Genomic DNA, 18,021 nt, shown 5'->3' with positions numbered 1-18,021 from the left:
GGTCCACGCCGCTCAGAATCGGCGCCCCGCCCAGCTCCACGGCGACACCGCGGGCCTCGATGATCACCTCAGCCATCGTCCGACGATAACGGCCCACCGGTGCCGCCGGCCCGTTCGCGCCCGGCGGTCATGGCACGTCCTCGCCCGCCGCCGGGGCGAACGCGGCGTTGTGAGGTAGATCACACCCCCCACCTTGAGCCTTTACCCGCACCGTATGGGCCCTTTCTCCGTCCAAGGGGGAAATCGCTATGATCTTCCGGCTATCGACATGTTTCGGGGAGCGGTCACATGCAACCTCCACCTCCGCCGCCTGGCGGCATCCCTCCTCGGCCTCCGGCGGGCCCTCCGGGATGGGGACCGCCGCCGGGCGGACCTCCCGGTTGGAGGCCGCCCGGCCCTCCACGCCGGCCGAACAACTCTGGGCCGGTCATCATCATCGTGGCCGTCGTGGCCTTCGTGGTGCTGGTCGGCGGCGGCGTCCTCGTGTGGCTGTTCGCCGTCGCCGACTCGTCGGGGCGGACGGCGAGCTCGCTGCCCACATACTCGCCCCTGCGGACTCCGCCCACCTACAGCCGGGAGCCGCTGAGCCCGTACTCGCCGTCCGCCCCGACGACCACGTACTCACCGCCCCGCAGGTACTACGGGGCCATCGCCGTGGGAGGTAGGGGCGCCATCGGCAGGGCCTGGGACTACAGCACCGCGTCCGCGGCCCGCCAGCACGCGCTGAGCAAGTGCCGGGATTCCGGCTGCAAGGTCCTCACGAGCTTCGTCAACGGCTGCGGCGCGGTCGCGTACAACTCCGGCACCAGGAGGTACTGGGGCGGCCACGGCGACACGCGGTCCGAGGCCCAGCGGAACGCGATCTCCAACGCGGGCGGCGGCCGCCAGGTCACCTGGGTGTGCACCACGCGGTAGCGCGGAACCGAGCCGAGCGCCTTCGGACGACCTGCGGTCCCGAAGCGCCCGGCTCGCCCACGCATCCATCCGGACCCGCCCGTCCGCCGCCCGGCTCAGGCCGGTTCGCCCATGTCGCGGGCGATCCAGGCCGGTGTGTCGAAGCGCACCGGCTGGGCGCCCACCAGCGCCGTGAGGTGTCTTTCGATGCTCTCCAGCTCGGCGGCGCCGATTCGCCGCGCCCACTGATCGCGGAGCTCCTCGAAGATCGTCTCGCCCTGGCGCAGCACGTCGAAGCCGAGTTCGGTCACCTGAAGGCGCTTGCGGCGGGCGTCGCGCGGGTCGGTGTCGCGGGCGATGTACCCGCGCTCCTGCAGGACCGTGATGGTCTTGGCGGCCGACTGCTTGGTGATCGACAAGCGGCGGGCCAGCTCTGAGGCGCTGTCGGCTCCGTCGGCGATGGCCCGTATGGCGAAGTCATGAACAGGACGCACGTCCTCGTAGCCGCGGTCGGCCAGCTCGGCGGTCGCGGCGTCCACGAGCGTGCGGAAGCCCCCCAGCAGCAGTAGCGCGAGATCAGCGCCAGAGCGAGACATGCGAGAAGGATATGACCCTCGACAAAAGACAGCCTAGCTGTCTATTATTGGACAGCCAGGCTGTCGAAATAAGGAGAGAGGCATGGCCACCGCACCAGCGGCCCTCACCGTCCCCCCGATCACCCACCACCGCGCCCACGTCAACGGAACGACCCTGCATTACGCCGCCGCCGGGACCACCGGGTCCCCGCTCCTGCTGGTCCACGGGTTCCCCGAGACCTGGCGGGCCTTCCGCAAGCTCATCCCCCTGCTCGCCGCCGGCCACCGGGTCTTCGCCGTCGACCTGCGCGGCTTCGGTGACTCCGACACCGCGCCAGGCGACCACGACAGCACGACCTCGGCCGAGGACCTGCACCAGCTGATCGCCCACCTCGGCCTCGGCCCGGTCCACCTGACCGGGCAGGACGTCAGCGGGGCGGCGGTCTTCCGGCTGGCCGTCACCCACCCGGAGGACGTGCTCAGCCTCACCGCCATCGAGACGGGCCTGCCCGGGTTCGGCTGGGAGACGCTGGCCGACGTCGCCCGCGGCGGCGCCTGGCACATCGGGGTCCTCGCCGCGCCCGGCATTCCCGAGATGCTCCTGGCCGGCCGCGAGCGCGAGTTCCTCAGGCAGTACGCGTTCCCGTCCATGACCGCCGTCCCGGGCGCGGTCACCGATGCCGACATCGACGACTTCGCCCGCACCTACGCACGCCCGGACGGCTGGCGCGGCGCGGCCGGTATCTACCGGTCGTTGCTTCGGGAAGGCCCCGAGCTCCAGGCCCTCGCCGAGTCCCCGGGGCTGACCGTGCCCGTGCTCGCGGTCGGCGCCGGCGGCGGCCCGTTCACCGCCGACACCATGTCCCAGGCCGCCTCGTCGGCGATCACTTCCGTCCAACTCGACGGCGTCGGCCACTACGCCGCGATGGAAGCGCCCGAAGAGCTGGCGAAGGCCGTCCTCGACTTCGTCGACGACATCGACGCCGCCTAGGTCACCACTGGAATTCAGGCGTCCCCAAGGAAGCCTAGGACGGCGGCCGCCAGTTCGGCGGGACGGTCTTCGGGGAGCAGGTGGCCGGCGACCGGGACGACGTGCAGGTCGGCGCCCGGGATCAAAGCGGCGAGTTCGCGGCCGCGCTCTGCGGGGACCCAATCGTCGTCGGCGCCCCAGCACACCAGGACGGGAAGGTCGATGGCCGCGTAACCGTCCCGGATGCGGTCGATGTACGACTCGTCCGCGCGGCGCTGGACGAGTTGGCGGTAGAAGGCCGCCTGTCCCTCAGGGCCGAGCCACGGGGCCGTCAACGCGTCCAACACGTACGGGTGCAGACCCGGAGAGCTGGCGGTGGTGACGTACTCGCGCAGCAACGCCCTGTGCAACGGCCCTGGTAGCTGCCGGAACACGTCGGCGTTCTCGCCGACCACGGTGAAGAACTCGCTCCCCCACGGCGGCAGCGAGACCGCGTCCACCAGGGCGAGACGCCGGTACGGGACGCCGCGGTCCACGTGTGCGCCGAGTGCGATCGCGCCGCCTGAGTCATGGGCGACCACGTCGGGGCGGTCCAGGCCCCAGTGCGCTAGGAGTTCGGCGAAGACTCCGGCGAGGGCGTCCAGCGAGAGGTCCTGGTCTCCGGACATGGAGGACGAGCCGTAGCCGGGCATGTCGAAGACGTACACCGACCGGCGGACGGCCAGGGCACGGGCGACGTCGCGCCAGATGAACGACGAGAACGGTGTGCCGTGCAGCAGGACGAGAGGGGCGGCGTCCGGGTCGCCCAGCCGGTCCCAGCGCACCTCTCCGAGAGTGCCGGCGAAGCCGTGGCGAAGTGTCCACTCGACCATCGGGGATCACTTCCCGCCAGGCGCGGCCCGAACCGCGGACGGCCGAGCCCGCGAAGCGAACTCGGCCGTCGGAGGACGGGAAGGTCAGGCGAGGCCCGACTTCTTCAGCCAGTCTTCGGCGACCTTCTCCTGGTCGTCCTTGTCGATGGAGATGCGCTTCATCATGTCGAGGAGGTCCTGCGTGGTGAGCTTGGCGGAGACGGCGTTCAGGGCCGCCTTCGCCTGGTCGTTCACCGCGGACTTGTTGATCAGCGGCGTGACGTTCTGCGCGCTGAACACGTTCTGCGGGTCTTCGAGGACGACGAGCTTGTTCTGCTGGATCGTCGGGTCGGTGGTGAACAGGTCGGCGGCCTGGATCTTGTTCTCGGTGAGGAGCTTCACCAGGGTGGCCTGGGCGCCGGCGTCGAACGGCTGGAACTTCTTGAAGTCGAGGCCGTAGACCTTCTTGAGGCCGACGAGGCCCTGCTGCCGGGTCTTGAACTCCGACGGCCCGGCGATGGTGAGGTCCTTGGCGACCGGCTTCAGGTCGGCGATGGACTTCAGGTTGTACTTGGCGGCCGTCTGCGGGTTGACGGTGACGGAGTCCTTGTCCTCGGCCTGCGCCGAGTTCAGGACCTCGACGCCGGACGGCAGCTTCGCCTTGAGGGCCGCGTTGATGTCCTCGGTGGTGGCGGCGGTGCTGCTCTTGTCGACCGAGGTGGTCAGCAGGGCCCCGTTGTACTCGGGGATGACGCTGATGCCGCCCTTGACGACCTGGTCGTAGTAGATCTCGCGGGCGCCGATGTTGAACTTGCGGGTGACCTTGATGTCCTTGGCTTCCAGGGCCTGCGCGTACAGCTCGCCGAGCAGGTTGCTCTCCGGGAAGTTGGCGCCGCCGACGGTGACGGTGCCGCTCTCGCCGCCGCCGGAGAGGGGGTTCTTGTCGTCGCCGGAGTCCCCGCTGCCGCAGGCGGACAGCGTCAGGGCGGCCACCAGGCCGACGACCGCGCCACGGATGAGTTTCTTCATGGTCCTATTTTCCTTTGGTTCAGGAGGAACTGGCGGAGCCGAGCAGTCCCGGCGAGATGACGAGGCGGCGCAGCGCCGCGAAGACCAGCTGGACGATCACCGCGAGCAGCACCACCAGGACGGTGCCCCCGACGACGAGCTGGTAGTCGTTGCGGGCCAGGCCGTCGATGATGTAGCGGCCGAGGCCGCCGAAACCGGGGTAGGCGGCGATGGTGGCGGTGGCGACGACCTGGATCGCGGACGTGCGGAGCCCCAGCAGGATCAGCGGCAGCGCCATCGGCAGCTCGACCTGCCACAGCACGCCCCACCCCGTCATGCCCATGCCGCGGGCCGCGTCCTTGGCGTCGGCGTCCACGCCCCGGACGCCCTCGAAGGTGTTGACCAGGATCGGCGGGACGGCCAGCGCCACGAGCGCGATCAGGACCGGGGTGATGCTGTACTCGATCACCACGACGAACAGCACCAGGCCGAAGGTGGGGACGGCGCGGGCGATGTTCGCCACGGTGATCGCGAGGAAGCCGCCGCGTCCGGTGTGCCCGACGATGAGGCCGAGCGCCAGGCCGATCACGGCGGCGCAGGCCAGCGACACGCCGCTGTAGTAGACGTGCTGGAGCAGGCGGTGCGGGATGCCGTCGCCGCCGTGCCACTGCGAGGACGCCGTCAGCCACGTCCAGAACAGGTCGACTTGGTTCCACAAATCGTTCATGACTTCACCCGCGCTCGGGCCCACGGGGTGAGCAGGCGTTGGACGGTGACCAGGATCGCGTCCGTGACCAGGGCCAGCAGGACGATCAGGACGGTGGCGGCGACGATCTGCGTCTGGAACTGCAGCTGGTAGCCGCGGATGATGTCGTAGCCGAGCCCGCCCTGCCCGATCAGCTGGCCGACGGCGACGAGGCTGATGGACGAGACGGCCGCGACGCGCGTCCCGGCGATGACGATGGGCACCGCGATCGGCAGCTCGACCCGCATGAGGCGGCGCAGCGGGCCGAAGCCCATCGCGGTGGCCGCCTGCCGGACGGGTTCGGACACCGACGCGAGCCCGTCCACCACGTTCGGCACCAGCACCGACAGGCTGTACAGGGTCAGCGGGATCATGACGGTGGACGCCGTCAGCCCGGTGTACTGGATGAAGATCATGAAGAGGGCGAGCGACGGGATCGCGTACAGGATGTTCGCGATCGTCAGCGTCGGCGGGTAGAGCCAGCCCCAGCGGCGGCACAGCACGCCGAGCGGCAGCGAGATGACCAGGCCGAACACGACCGGGAGCAGCGCCAGCCGCAGGTGGATGAGGGCGTGCTCGGAGAGCGTGTCGGTGTGCTCGCCGATCCAGCCCCAGTCGATGTCCATCAGCCGCCCTCCTTGGAGAGCGTCGGGGCGTCGTCGTCGGCGTCCGTTCCGTCCCGGGTGCCGTGGGTGGGCACGGTCAGCAGATCGGTGCCCGCGGCGGTGCCGACCACGGCGCCGGAGTCGTCGACGCCGACGGCCAGACCGGACGGGGACAGGACCGCCGCGTCGAGCGCGACCCGCACGGAGTCGGTCCCGACCTGGAAGGTGGGGCCGACCGGGCTGAGCCGCGCCTCTCCGAGCGGCCCGGCGGCCTCCGCCGTACGGGCCCAGCCCAGCGGGCGCCGGTCGTCGTCGACGACGAGCACCCATTCCGGTCCGGCGGCCTCCGCCGCGTCGGCGCTCGCGGGGCGGACCGCCTCGTCGCTCAGCCGCAGCCCGTCCGTCGCCGCGAAGGAGAGGGTGCGGATGCCGCGGTTCTGGCCGATGAAGCCGGCGACGAAGTCGTCGGCGGGGTGGGCGAGCAGGTTCTCGGGGCTGTCGAGCTGGACGAGCTTGCCGCCGGTCTGGAACACCGCGATCCGGTCGCCGAGCTTGATCGCCTCGTCGATGTCGTGGGTGACGAACACGATCGTCTTGTGCAGCTCGTCCTGGAGGCGGAGGAACTCGTCCTGCAGCTCGGCGCGGACGACGGGGTCGACGGCGCTGAACGGCTCGTCCATCAGCATGATCGGCGGGTCGGCGGCGAGCGCGCGGGCGACGCCGACGCGCTGCTGCTGGCCGCCGGACAGCTGGAACGGGTAGCGCTTGGCCATGGCCGGTTCGAGCCCGACCCGCTCCATCAGCTCCAGGGCCCGGTCCCGCGCCTTCTTCTTGTTCCAGCCGACCAGGTCCGGGACGGTCGTGATGTTGTTCAGGATGGTGCGGTGCGGGAACAGCCCGGCGTGCTGGATGACGTAGCCGATGCCGCGCCGCAGCTCGGCGGGCTTGCGCTCGCGGACGTCCTGCCCGTCGATGAGCACGCGCCCCGAGGTGGGCTCGACCATCCGGTTGATGGTCCGCAGCGCGGTGGTCTTGCCGCCGCCGGACGTGCCGACGAACACGGTGATGCGGCCCGTGGGGCAGTCGAGGCTCACGTCGTCGAGCGCGACGGTGCCTCCGGGGTAGCGCTTGGTGACGCCCTCAAAGGTGATCAACGATTCACGTCCTCGCCGGGCGCCCGTGACGCCGATGATCGAATTCGGCCTACTACCCAACCGTAACCAATGGGTACCGTCATCTCAGTGCCCCGGCGTGTCCGGAACTTCGGATGTGGAGCATAACTACCGGGAATCCAGGGAAAGTAGCGTTGCGGCGTGGAGAACAGCCGAATCGTTATCGATGGGACGAATCTCACCTGCGCGCAGGTGGTACGCGCGGCTCGCGAGGATGTGACGGTCGTCATGGCGGCGGCGGGCGCCGACCGGGCCCGTGCCGCGTGGCGGGTGGCCCGCGAGGTCGCCGGATCGCAGCCGGTGTACGGGCGGACGACCGGCGTCGGCGCGAACCGCGTCGTCGACGTGGAGTGGGAGGACGCCGACGCGCACGGCCTGCGCCTGCTGCGCAGCCACGCGGCGGGGGCGGGGCCGCTGGTCGCGCCGGAGATCGTCAGGGCGATGCTGACCGTCCGGCTGAACCAGATCGCGGCAGGTGGGTCGGGGGTGGAACCGGGCGCGCTGCAGGCCCTGACGGACGTCCTCAACCTGGGCCTGCTTCCTCCAGTGCCGGTGTACGGGGCGATCGGGACCGGCGACCTGACGGCGCTGGCGTCGACCGCGCTGTGCCTGCTGGGAGAGCGGGCGTGGCTGGCGGGGCCGGACGGCGCCCCCGAGCGGGGCCCCGGCTACCGGCTCCGGTCCGCCGACGCGCTGGCGTTCATCAGCTCGAACGCGGCCACGCTCGGGGAGGCGGCGCTCGCGGCCGCCGACCTGCGGGACATGCTCCGCGCCTCGACGGTCGTGGCGGCGCTGTCGCACTTCGCCGTGCGGGGATCCGGGGAGCCGTACGCGCAGCCGGTGCAGGACGCGTGCCCGCACCCGGGCCAGCAGGAGGCCGCGGCGGCGATGCGGGCGCTGCTCGCCTTCGACCAGCCCGCCCCGATGCGCATCCAGGACCCGTACGGGTACCGGGCGTTCCCGCAGGTGCACGGGCCGGCGCTGGAGGCCGCCGGGTACGCCGAGGCGGTCGTCACCCGCGAGATCAACGCCGCCGCCGAGAACCCCCTCGTGGACGTCCCCGGGCGGACGGTCTGGCACAACGGCAACTTCCACACCGCCTACGCCGGCCTCGCCCTGGACGCGGCCCGCGCCGCCCTGTTCCAGACGATGGCGCTGGCGGCCGCCCGCCTCGGGACGCTCGCCGAGCCGTCGTTCACCGGCCTGTACCCGTTCCAGGGGGAGACCGAGGCGTCGTCCGGGATCATGATCCTGGAGTACGTGGCGCATTCGTGCCTCGCGGACGTGCGGCGCCTCGCGACCCCGGCGGCGCTGGGCAGCGCGGTGCTGTCGCGCGGCGTCGAGGAGCACGCGGGCTTCTCCACCCAGTCGGCGCGCGCGACGACCGACGCCGTCGCCGCCTACCGGCTCGGCCTCGGCTGCGAGCTGGTCGCCGCCGTCCGGGCGCTGCGGATGCAGGGGCGGGCGCCGTCGGGCGGGTCGCTCAGGTCGGCGTCCGACATGGCGGTCGCCGTCCTCGACCCGCGCATCGAGGACCGTCCGCTGGACACCGACATCGCCGCCGCCGCGGACCTCCTCCCCCACCTGGCCCGGCTCCATCCGTGACCCTCAGCCCGCCGGGACGGTCTCGCCGGTGGAGGCGCGGACGCGCAGGGACGGCTCGCGCACGACCCTGCGCTTGCGGGGCTTGCCGTCGATGACGTCGACGACGAGCCGGACGGCGGAGTGGACGATGCCGTCGATGTCCCAGTCGACGCTGGTGAGCGGCGGGGTGAGCAGCGCCGACATCGGGTGGTTGTCGTACCCGCAGACGGCGACGTCGCCGGGCACGGCGAGGCCCAGCTCGCGGGTGGCGGCGTAGACGCCGTAGGCGATCGAGTCGGCGAAGCAGAACACGGCCGAGGGACGGTCGGGGCCGCCGAGCACCCGCAGCGCGACCTCGGTCGCCGCGGCCAGGGACTGCGGCACGACGACCACGTCGACCCGCAGCCCGAGCCGCTCGGCCTCGGCGTTGACGTGCACGTCGGCCGGGCGGTCGGGGGTGCTGGCGCCGGTCGGGGTGAACACGGTGACGCGCTGGTGCCCGAGCTCGCGCAGGTGCTCCAGCGCGAGCGTGACGCCGCGCCGGTTGTCGAACACGACCTCGCCCTGGGCCTGGCCGCCGTGCAGCGCGTCGCCGATGGACACGACGGGGATCGTGCCGGCGAGCTCCGTCCACAGGGCGGCGGACGGGTCGAGCGGCTGGACGATCAGGCCGTCGACCCGCTGGTCGCGCAGCCGCCGGGCGAGGGCCAGCTCCCGGTCGGGATCGCCGCCGGCGTCCACGATCAGGGCGTAGCGGTCGCGGGCGAGCAGCGCCCGGCCGATGCCGACCGCGAGGGACTGCTGCCAGTAGTCCTCCAGCGAGCCGCAGAGCAGGCCGACCTGGTCGGTGCGGCCGCTGGCGAGGGCCCGCGCGATCGGGTGGGCCTCGTAGCCGAGCCGCTGCGCCGCCGCGCGGACCCGCTCCTGCGTCTCCTCCGACGTCTGGATGCCGCGCAACGCGTACGACACGGCCGCGGGCGACAAACCCGTCGCCTGCGCCACTTCCCGGATGGTCGCGCGCTTGCGCTTCTCCGACATCCCTCCAACCCTAGAGGCCGCCGCCGACAAAGCAGGGGAGCCGCACTTGACGAATCACCTCCTGAACCGGTTCACTGAAACGGTTAACTGATGCGGTTCAGAAGCCTGGCCAGCCCTTTTCCGGCGGGTTCCGGGCTTAGCGGACCGCGCCCTCCAACAGTTTCGGAGAGGAGCGAACCCGTGTCTTCCGAGGTCCTGCCCCGCGCCGCCGGCTTCGAGCACCCGCCCGGCCGCCCCCTCGACAAGCGCGAGCTGCGGGAGCTGGTCGACGACCTCGCCGACCGGCCCGGCCTGTGGCGGCAGCACGTCGCGTTCCCCGAGGGCCGGCGCCACTACGCCTCCCTCTACCGGGACGAGCACGTGGACGTGTACCTGCTCTGCTGGACGCCGGAGAACGACACCGGCTGGCACGACCACGACGTCTCCTCGGGGGCCGTCCGCGTCGTCGCCGGGGCGATCGAGGAGAACAACCCCCGCATCGGCGGCGAGCCCATGCGCACCGTGGTCAAGGACGGCGGCTCGTTCTGCTTCGGCCCCGACCACATCCACCGGCTGACGGGCATCGACGACGCCAGCGTCTCCATCCACGCCTACTCGCCGCCGCTGTGGCGCCTCGGCCAGTACTCCATCGACGAGTCGGGCCTGATGCGCCGCCTGTCGGTCAGCTACACCGAGGAGCTTCAGCCCCAGGACTGAGCCGGATCGACTGAGCTGGAACTACTGCGCCGGAACCTCCGCGCTGGAACCTCCGTCGGGCCCGACCGGGGGAGACGGGCCCGGCGGAGGATGCGCGTCCGGCCGAAGCCCGCTCACATCGGCCGGACGCCCATACCCCCTCAGCGCACCCCGTCCCGGATGTGTCACATCGTCCGCCACGTCCACGGCGCCACCATGCCGACCGGCGGCTACGACAAGAAGGGGATCACGGCGGCAGTCCGGAGTCTCCGCGCCCGCGCGGGAGGCGGCGGTCGGTGAGGGCGCAGACACCGACGACCACGGCGAAGCAGAGTGCCGCGCCTCGGAGCAGGCCCGCCTCGTAGTAGGTGTCGGCCACGAGGCGGACGGCGGCATAGCCGGTGACGGCGCCGGCCAGGAGAGCGACGACGACCTGGCCGGCCCAGAGGAGGCGGCGGGTCGTCCCCGCATCGCCGAGCACTTCTCGCAGGGTGCAGGCGGCGGCCACCAGGCACACGAGCAGACCGGCCGCCGCGGCGATGAGGGGCGAGCCGAAGTTCACCCCGTACCGGACGGCGAGCGCCGGAACGAAGAAGAGGAGCAGCGCCCAGCGCAAGCCGGCGACGATCGACGTCAGGGCCGGGCCCGCTTGGCCCCAGGCCAGGCGTGGTGAGGCCCAGCGCGCTGCGACGAGAACGCCCAGAGCGGCCATCGCGCCTGGAAGGCGCCCGCCCAGGTGGCCCAGGTTGTAGAGCAGGGCGGTGTCGTACACGGACAGCACGAGATGCCCGAGGGCCCAGACAGACGCTGCGAAGAGGAGCATCCGCGCGAACGAAACACGCTCGGAACCCTCCTCCTCCCGCCTGGCAAGCCATTGGAGGAGGAGGGGCGTGAGCACGGCGGAGCAGAGCCGGATCACGATGTCGTCCACCGTGTAGGGGTTGTGCAGGCTCCACTCGACCGTGCACAGGACGAACGTGTACGAGAGCGACGCCGCCCACACCAGCCATGAACTCGCCAGACGCCGATACAGGCCGCGATCCAGCCAGCGGAGAACGGTTACGTAGGCGAGTAGGGCGAACGGCAGTTCGAGGAACGCCTGCACCCGCAGGAGGGATGGCGCGAGCAGTTCGGGCATCGGGAAATGCGCCGCCAGGCCGCGCATGGCCGGACCGTCCGCGAGCACGAAATAGCCCGGCGGCAAGTACTTCCCGATGAACGACGTGTCCCCGCCGTGGACGCGCAGCACGTACACGGTGAAGAGCACTTGGTTCAGGTAGAGGAGGCCGACGACCAGCAGCAGGAACGTCTCCGGACGAGCCCAGCGGCGGCGCGGCCCGCCGTCAGGTGCGCGCCGCGTCGACGGGCGTGCGTTCGCGAGGCTCACCGCCGTTGAGGCCAGCACGGCCGCGTCCACCTCGATCGCCATGATCGACCAAAGTAGACGCTTCCACGGGCGGCCGCAGCGGCTTCAGTGACGCGTAGAGACGGGCGCGCAGCCATGCCGCGCCCGGACGCTCGACCAAGCGATGCACCGCGTAGGCCGCGAGCAGCGAGGCTCCGACGACCACCGCCAGCGCGACCCACCTGTCGAGGCGCGGATACAGCGCGTCCAGCAGAGGGAGCGCAAGCTGCGAGTGCACGAGGTACAGCGGATACGTGAGCGCTCCCAGGACGGTGAGTCCCTGCCAGCGCAGCCAGTGCAGCCGGCCCGTCGCGACGAGGATCATCACCGCGAAGATCCCGGTGATGACGACGCCGACCACGATCTCGTTCGCGCCCCGGAAGACGGTCTCGGCACGCCAGGCGCCCCACCGCAGCGCAAGCAGGTAGGACGCGGCCACGTAGCCCCAGAGCAGCAGCGTCGGCCCGAACCGGTGGATCATGTAGAGCGCCATGCCCGCGATGAAGTAGCAGCTCCAAGTGGGGATCAGCATGACCTGGAGCAGCTTGCTGTCCGCCTCGTCCGCGAAGACTCCGGCGAGCATCCAGGACGCCATGAAGACCAGGCAGGAGCGGTAGGTGATCCCGATGCCCGCGAGGACGGCGGCGAGGACGTAGAAGTGCAGTTCGACCCAGAGCGTCCAGTAGACGGCGTCCACGTTCTGCAGGCCGAGCCCGCCCTGCAGCATGGTGAGGTTCGGGACGACCAGGCCGGGGACGCCGTGCCCCAGCGAGAACAGCGCGTACACGGCCCCGCCCAGCAGGACGCTCACCCAGTACGCGGGCATCAGCCGGACCACCCGCGAGATGGCGAACTTCCCCGGGCCGCGTCCCCACGCGCTCATCAGGATCACGAACCCGCTGATGGTGAAGAACAGGTCGACGCCGAGGTAGCCGAACCGGGTCAGCGAGGCGATCCCGGGGAAGACGTCCCGGGCGGGCGACGGCCACGGCCCCGCCCCGCCGAACCCCGTGAAGTGGTAAAGCACCACCGCCAGCGCCGCCGCGAAGCGCAGCAGGTCGAGTTCGCGCAGCCGTTCCCGTCGAGTCACCGCGGAACCCTCCCGCCGCGAGGTTGCCCGCCCCGATCCGGGAGGTGAACGCCACATGTAAGTAAGGCCGCGATTGCGCTTCGCACACGGCGATGGCGGAGGGTCAGTAAGATGCCGGAGGCGTCTCCCGAACAATTGGTGGTTCTCCATGACATCTCGCCGCGGCCGACGCGGCGCGGCGACTTCGATGCTGTGCCTGAGCCTGGTGGCGGTCCTGTCCCTCGCGGGTTGCTCCGCGCTCGCCGGGTCGGTGCACAAGCCGGCCGCCGCGGACGGCCCGGCGAAGAGCGAGAAGCCCCGCGGCACGCCGGCCGTGGTGATGTTCCTCGGCGACAGCTACACCGTCGGCGACCGGGGCGTCGAGCCGGAGTCGACCTACGCGTCCGCGACGGCGCGGCTGCTCGGCTGGCAGGTCGTCGTGGGCGGGCGGTCCGGCACCGGGTACACGGTGCGGGGACGTGGCCCGCACGCGTTCCTCGGCCTGTTCGAGAGCCAGCTCGGATGGCGGCCCGCGCCCGACATGCTGATCGTGTCCGGCGGCCACAACGACTGGCGGACGCCGGCGCCGAGGGTCGCGGCGGCGGCGCACCTGCTGCTCGAACGCGCCAGGCAGCGCTGGCCCGGCACCCACATCGTCCTGCTGGGCCCGCTCTGGGGGACGGGGACGCCGCAGCCGGGCGCGATCGCCGTCCGGGACGCGCTGAAGAACCTGGCCGGGCAGCTCGGCGTCCCGTTCGTCGACCCGATGGGCGAGCACTGGATCACCGGCGACCTCGCGACCGGGCAGGGCAACGCGCCGCGTCTGATCAAGCGGGACCGCACCCATCCGACGCCGGCGGGCCACCTGTACGTGGCGACCCGCCTGGCGGCGGACCTGAAGCGGCTGGGGCTCGCGCACCCCGTCCGCAAGGGCTGAGGGCTCAGCCCGACGCGGGCCGCGCGAGGGTGAGCGAGAAGTCGCCGGCCTCGTCCGTCCAGAACTCGGCGAGCTCCATCCCGGCGGCGCCCAGCTCGGCCTCCAGCCGCTCCCGCCGGAACTTGGCGGAGACCTCCGTGCGCATCTCCTCCCCCGCCGCGAACGACACGTCGAGGTCGAGTCCGCCGACCCGGACGGCCTGGTCCCGGAGGGAGCGGAGCCGCATCTCGATCCACTCCTCCGCCGCGTCCCAGACCGCGACGTGCTCGAACCCGTCCGGGTCGAAGTCCGCGTCCAGCTCCCGGTTGATGACGTACAGGACGTTCCGGTTGAACTCGGCCGTGACGCCGGCCGCGTCGTCGTAGGCGCGGACGAGCCGCCCGGGGTCCTTGACGAGGTCGGCGCCGACCAGCAGGAAGTCCCCGTCGGCCATGGTGGCGCGCACGCCGCCGAGGAACCCGATGCGCTCGGCCGGCGGCATGTTCCCGATCGTCCCGCCGAGGAAGGCGATGAGCCGGCGCTCGCCGCCGGGCAGCAGGTGCAGGTGCTGCTCGTAGTCGGCGACGACGGTCCGGACGGTGAGGCCGGGATGGTCGGCGGCGATCCCGGCCGCGGCCTCCTCCAGGAAGTCGCCGCTCACGTCCACCGGCACGTAGGAGCGCAGCGTGCCGGACAGCGCGTCGAGCAGCAGCCGGGTCTTCTCCCCCGACCCCGCGCCGAGTTCGAGCAGCGTCCGGGCGCCGGTCGCGGCGGCGATCCCGGGCGCCCGCGCGACGAGGATCTCCCGCTCCCGCCGGGTCGGGTAGTACTCCTCCAGCTTGGTGATCTCCTCGAAGAGCGCGCTGCCGCGCTCGTCGTAGAACCACTTGGGCGGCAGGGTCTTGGGCGTGCCGGCGAGCCCCGCCCGGACGTCCTGGCGGAGCGTCTTGGCGAGGTCGTCGGCGGTCAGGAACCGGTCCACGTGGTTCTCCTTCACAGCGGGTCTACGGAAACGCCGGCGGCGAGGCCGGCGGTGACGAGCGAGCGGTCGGGGACGCGGCGCCAGGACGGGTCGTCGTCGAGCGGCTCGGAGGCGACCCGGATCGCGTCCGCGTCCGCGCGGACGAACAGGGAGTCGCCCCAGGTCGTGGCGGCCAGCGACGTCCCGTCGGAGGCGAGCAGGTTGTAGCGGCCGGGAGCGAGCGCGGTGATCGCCGCGATGACGGCGGCGAGTCCGTCGCCGAGCGCCATGCCCTCCTTCCAGTACCGGACGGCGAGCGCGAACAGCGGCGCCGAGTCGACCGGGGCGCGGGCGTCGGGGACGTCGGCGACGTCCCCGGCCAGTTCCCGGAGCTTCGGCTCGACGCCGCCGTAGCCCTCGATCTTCCCGTTGTGGCTGAACAGCCACCGCCCGGCGCGGAGCGGCTGGGCGCACGACTCGTCCACGGGGAACCCCACGGTCGCCGACCGGATCGCCGCGACCGCGCAGGACGCCCGCACCGCCCCGGCGACCTCGCGGAACGACTGGTCCGTCCAGATCGGCTGCGCGCGGCGGAACCGGGTCGCCTCACCGTCCTGGTACCAGCCGACGCCGTATCCGTCGGCGTTGAGGAGGTTCCCCTGCGTCATGCGCGGCGCGTACGACTGGCTCTCCAGCGAGTGCTCCCCGTCATAGACGAGCGAGTGCAGCGTCTGCTCCGGCCCCAGGTAGCCGAGATGGCGGCACATTCAGCACGCCTCCCCTGGGGTGCGCGCACAGCGGAACCCGGAGAAGATCTGCCTCCGGATGGGGTAGTCCCAGTTGCGGAACGACCCGCGTATGGCGAGCGGGTGCGTCGCCCAGGACCCGCCCCTCAGCACCTTGTAGTCGGGCCCGAAGAACACCTCCGAGTACTCCTTGTAGGGGAACGAACGGAAGCCGGGGTAGCCGTGGAAGTCCGACGACGTCCACTCCCACACGTCCCCTAGGAGACGCCTCACTCCGTACGCCGAAGCACCGGACGCGTAGGAGCCGGTCTCGGACGGGTGGAGCGTGCGCTGGCCGAGGTTGGCGCGTGCCTCCTCGTACACGTCGCCCCAGGGGAAGCGGCGTGACCGTTCGGTGTCCGGGTCCCAGCGGGCGGCCTTCTCCCACTCGGCCTCGGTCGGCAGCCGCTTCCCGGCCCACCGCGCGTAGGCGTCGGCCTCGTACCAGCACACATGCTGGACGGGTTGGCCGGGCGGAACGGGTTCCGTCCGCCCGAACCGGCGCCGTACCCACTGGCCGCCTTCGCGCTCCCAGAATGCGGGGGCACGCTTGCCGCTGCTGTTGCGCCACTCCCATCCGGCGGGGTCCCACCAACGCGGGTCGTCGTATCCGCCGGCTTCGATGAACGCGATGTAGGACGCGTTGGTGACCGGCTCCACGTCGATGTAGTAGGCGGGCAGGTCGACGATGTGCACGGGCCGCTCGTTGTCGTACGCCCACGGGTCGTCCGAGGTGCCCATCTGGAACGGACCGGCCTCGATGAGCACCTCGTCCCCACCGGAGCCCCGGCCAGGCTTCTGCAGGGGCTCCGCCCTGGGGTCGAGCAAAGCGGGGGAACCGCGACGCAACTGATGGGTGGCCAGCATGGTCTCGTCGTGCATGTGCTCGTGCTGGACGACCATCCCGTACACGAACCCGCCCGAAGTCAACGGATTCGCCGTGTCGAACCGAACCGACGACAACGAGTCGAGAACCTTGGACCGGACCGTGCCGATGTAGGTGCGGGCCTCATCCGGCGACAGGAGCGGCAGTGTCGGGCGTTCGGCACGCGGATGCTCGAACGCGTCGTACAGGTCGTCGATCTCGGGGCGCATCGCGTCCTGACCGGACGCCTGGCGGAGCAGCCACAGCTCCTCGTAGTTGCCGACGTGCGCGAGGTCCCACACGAGCGGCGACATCAGCGGCGACACCTGCGCCGTGAGGTCGTCCTCGGCGAGGACGTCGGTGGTGAGGCCGAAGCTGCGGTCCCGCACGACGCCCAGCTCGTCGGCGATCAGTTCCTTCAGCGCGGCCTCGTCGGCGAACGGGGCACTCATCTCGGTTCCTCCAAAGGGAAGGGTGGGGGGTCGTCGGCGGGGCTCCGGCCCCGGTCGACGTACCGGTGCGCGTACTCCTCGACCAGCGGGACGAGGGCGGGCGCGCCGAGCCGCGGCAGCGCGTCCAGCGCCGCCGTGAAGCACGCCCGCGCCGCCGCCGCCAGCGCGGGATCGGACAGCCCGCAGCGGGCCGCCTCCGCCCACAGGTGCGCCACCGGCTCGGCCGCGGCCTCGGCGGCGCGGGACGCGGCCGGATCGTCCAGCAGCGCGGTGGCGACGGCGACGGGCACCGGCCAGTACGGGCCGGGCAGCGCGTCGATCATGCGCAGCTCCAGCCAGCCGCGCGGCCGGACCGGCGGGAACAGCGTGGACAGGTGGTAGGCCAGGTCGTCCTCGCACGGCTCGCCCTTGTCGAGCCACTCCAGGAACGACATGCCCGGGTCGGACACCCACTCGCCCTCCGCGGTGTGGACGAGCATGACCTGGGCGTTCAGCGCGTACCGCGTCCACGCCTCGGCCGGGTCGCCGTCCGTCCCGTCCCGCAGGACGGGCAGGGTGCGGCACGGGTCCAGTTCGGTCCAGATGCCCTGCCGGGAGGAGCGCATCCCGGTGCGGCGGCCGGCCCGCAGCGGCGAGTTGGCGAACGCGGCGACCAGCACCGGCCCGAGCGCGTGCGCGAGCCGCCAGCGGCGGGACGCGTCCGGGTCGTCGGCGCCGATGTCCAGGTTCACCTGGACGGACGCGGTCGAGCACATCATCGCCAGGCCCGCGTCGCGGAACCCGCCCGCGCGGAAGTAGTCGCGCATGCAGGCGTAGCGGGGATGGTCGGCCTGGAACCGGGGCCGCCGGACGGGGTCGACGCCGTGCCCGACGAGCGCGAACCCGTCCGGCGCGAGCGCGTCCTGCACGTGCGCGATGTCCTGGCCGAGCGCGCCGTGCAGGCCGCCCAGCGTGTCGAACGGGGCGGAGCTGAGTTCGAGCTGCCCGCCCGGCTCGTAGGTGACCTTGCTTCCGCCGGACGGCGGCCCGGCGGAAGCCACGAGGGCGCGCACCCGCTCGCGGGGCACATGCGCGGAGGGGTCGTCGGCGTCGACGACGAACCACTCGGTCTCGGCGCCGACCGTCCCGGGCGGGCCGGTCTTGAAGCAGACTCCCCGAATGTGCTGGTAGACGTCGTCCACCGTGAGCCGGGTCACCATTGACTCCTCAAGTAAATCGATAACGGGTTCGAATCCTTCCCTGCTGAACCGCATCAGGAATCAGCCGATTTCCAGGAACTTGCTTAAATCTCCGTGAACGTCACCGTCCGCAGGGGCCTCCCCTACCTTCCGTGCTATTCGACGCCACGTTCGATCCCGGACTTCTCATGGGTTGATCAGAGGCGCTAGAGTCCCGATGGCTAGCGGTATGCACCTTTTGTCGGACTGCTGGCGGACCCGGACGGGGAACGG

The 18,021-nt window shown here is 71.7% G+C and carries 18 protein-coding genes; 5 read left to right on the top strand and 13 right to left on the bottom strand.

Features of this window, described 5'->3' with window-relative positions:
* Positions 1-447 precede the first annotated feature (447 nt).
* Positions 448-915 (top strand): DUF4189 domain-containing protein, encoded by a 468-nt coding sequence (locus E1293_RS17245; RefSeq protein WP_165978251.1) that lies wholly within the window; start codon positions 448-450, stop codon positions 913-915.
* 95 nt (positions 916-1,010) lie between these two features.
* On the opposite strand, the gene E1293_RS17240 is transcribed toward E1293_RS17245, so the two are convergent.
* A complete protein-coding gene (locus E1293_RS17240) occupies positions 1,011-1,490 on the bottom strand; it encodes a MarR family winged helix-turn-helix transcriptional regulator (RefSeq protein ID WP_132198427.1) in 480 nt (159 codons plus the stop codon).
* 82 nt (positions 1,491-1,572) lie between these two features.
* Between E1293_RS17240 and E1293_RS17235 the strand changes: the two genes are divergently transcribed.
* The gene (locus E1293_RS17235; protein ID WP_132198426.1) at positions 1,573-2,460 is read left to right on the top strand and encodes an alpha/beta fold hydrolase; all 888 of its coding nucleotides are present in this window, start codon (positions 1,573-1,575) and stop codon (positions 2,458-2,460) included.
* A 14-nt stretch (positions 2,461-2,474) separates the two neighbouring features.
* Here E1293_RS17235 and E1293_RS17230 read toward each other — a convergent pair whose 3' ends face one another.
* The 5 genes from E1293_RS17230 to E1293_RS17210 form a co-directional block, all read right to left on the bottom strand.
* Positions 2,475-3,311 carry an alpha/beta fold hydrolase gene (locus E1293_RS17230; RefSeq protein WP_132198425.1) on the bottom strand — a complete coding sequence of 279 codons (837 nt, stop codon included), beginning with the start codon at positions 3,309-3,311 and terminating at the stop codon, positions 2,475-2,477.
* Positions 3,312-3,395: 84 nt separating this feature from the next.
* Positions 3,396-4,319 (bottom strand): ABC transporter substrate-binding protein, encoded by a 924-nt coding sequence (locus tag E1293_RS17225; protein ID WP_132198424.1) that lies wholly within the window; start codon positions 4,317-4,319, stop codon positions 3,396-3,398.
* A gap of 19 nt (positions 4,320-4,338) precedes the next feature.
* On the bottom strand, positions 4,339-5,025 hold the full coding sequence (locus tag E1293_RS17220) for an ABC transporter permease (RefSeq protein WP_132198423.1): 687 nt from the start codon (positions 5,023-5,025) through the stop codon (positions 4,339-4,341).
* Positions 5,022-5,669, bottom strand: coding sequence for an ABC transporter permease (locus E1293_RS17215; RefSeq protein ID WP_132198422.1), 648 nt, complete (start codon positions 5,667-5,669; stop codon positions 5,022-5,024). The genes E1293_RS17220 and E1293_RS17215 overlap by 4 nt, the downstream gene beginning before the upstream one ends.
* Entirely contained in the window at positions 5,669-6,802 is a 1,134-nt protein-coding gene (locus tag E1293_RS17210; RefSeq protein ID WP_132198421.1) for an ABC transporter ATP-binding protein, read from the bottom strand. The genes E1293_RS17215 and E1293_RS17210 overlap by 1 nt, the downstream gene beginning before the upstream one ends.
* Positions 6,803-6,961: 159 nt before the next feature.
* Here E1293_RS17210 and E1293_RS17205 point away from each other — a divergent pair, with 159 nt between their 5' ends.
* Positions 6,962-8,425, top strand: coding sequence for an aromatic amino acid lyase (locus tag E1293_RS17205; protein WP_132198420.1), 1,464 nt, complete (start codon positions 6,962-6,964; stop codon positions 8,423-8,425).
* A 3-nt stretch (positions 8,426-8,428) separates the two neighbouring features.
* Here the strand turns inward: E1293_RS17205 and E1293_RS17200 are convergent, their stop codons facing one another.
* Positions 8,429-9,442 carry a LacI family DNA-binding transcriptional regulator gene (locus E1293_RS17200; protein ID WP_132198419.1) on the bottom strand — a complete coding sequence of 338 codons (1,014 nt, stop codon included), beginning with the start codon at positions 9,440-9,442 and terminating at the stop codon, positions 8,429-8,431.
* Between the two features lie 180 nt (positions 9,443-9,622).
* Here E1293_RS17200 and E1293_RS17195 point away from each other — a divergent pair, with 180 nt between their 5' ends.
* Positions 9,623-10,138 (top strand): cysteine dioxygenase, encoded by a 516-nt coding sequence (locus E1293_RS17195; RefSeq protein WP_243716283.1) that lies wholly within the window; start codon positions 9,623-9,625, stop codon positions 10,136-10,138.
* 226 nt (positions 10,139-10,364) lie between these two features.
* Here E1293_RS17195 and E1293_RS17190 read toward each other — a convergent pair whose 3' ends face one another.
* Positions 10,365-11,546 carry a hypothetical protein gene (locus E1293_RS17190; RefSeq protein ID WP_132198417.1) on the bottom strand — a complete coding sequence of 394 codons (1,182 nt, stop codon included), beginning with the start codon at positions 11,544-11,546 and terminating at the stop codon, positions 10,365-10,367.
* On the bottom strand, positions 11,461-12,612 hold the full coding sequence (locus tag E1293_RS17185; RefSeq protein ID WP_165978250.1) for an acyltransferase family protein: 1,152 nt from the start codon (positions 12,610-12,612) through the stop codon (positions 11,461-11,463). The genes E1293_RS17190 and E1293_RS17185 overlap by 86 nt, the downstream gene beginning before the upstream one ends.
* A 148-nt stretch (positions 12,613-12,760) precedes the next feature.
* Here E1293_RS17185 and E1293_RS17180 point away from each other — a divergent pair, with 148 nt between their 5' ends.
* The gene (locus E1293_RS17180; protein ID WP_243716282.1) at positions 12,761-13,528 is read left to right on the top strand and encodes an SGNH/GDSL hydrolase family protein; all 768 of its coding nucleotides are present in this window, start codon (positions 12,761-12,763) and stop codon (positions 13,526-13,528) included.
* A gap of 4 nt (positions 13,529-13,532) precedes the next feature.
* On the opposite strand, the gene egtD is transcribed toward E1293_RS17180, so the two are convergent.
* From egtD to egtA, 4 genes are read right to left on the bottom strand one after another with little or no spacing between them, the layout of a single operon-like run.
* On the bottom strand, positions 13,533-14,489 hold the full coding sequence (gene egtD, locus E1293_RS17175) for an L-histidine N(alpha)-methyltransferase (protein ID WP_132198415.1): 957 nt from the start codon (positions 14,487-14,489) through the stop codon (positions 13,533-13,535).
* Positions 14,490-14,500: 11 nt separating this feature from the next.
* Positions 14,501-15,235: an ergothioneine biosynthesis protein EgtC gene (egtC, locus tag E1293_RS17170; RefSeq protein WP_132198414.1), complete on the bottom strand. Its 735-nt coding sequence runs from the start codon at positions 15,233-15,235 to the stop codon at positions 14,501-14,503.
* The gene (gene egtB, locus E1293_RS17165) at positions 15,236-16,570 is read right to left on the bottom strand and encodes an ergothioneine biosynthesis protein EgtB (protein ID WP_132198413.1); all 1,335 of its coding nucleotides are present in this window, start codon (positions 16,568-16,570) and stop codon (positions 15,236-15,238) included. It lies immediately after the preceding gene.
* Complete coding sequence (egtA, locus tag E1293_RS17160; protein ID WP_341770195.1) at positions 16,567-17,769, bottom strand: ergothioneine biosynthesis glutamate--cysteine ligase EgtA; 1,203 nt, start codon at positions 17,767-17,769, stop codon at positions 16,567-16,569. The genes egtB and egtA overlap by 4 nt, the downstream gene beginning before the upstream one ends.
* Positions 17,770-18,021 lie beyond the last annotated feature (252 nt).

This window comes from Actinomadura darangshiensis (genome assembly GCF_004349235.1).
Taxonomy (GTDB): Bacteria; Actinomycetota; Actinomycetes; order Streptosporangiales; family Streptosporangiaceae; genus Spirillospora; species Spirillospora darangshiensis.
Note: the sequence above shows the minus strand (reverse complement) of the source record. Positions and strands in the feature narration are given on the sequence as shown.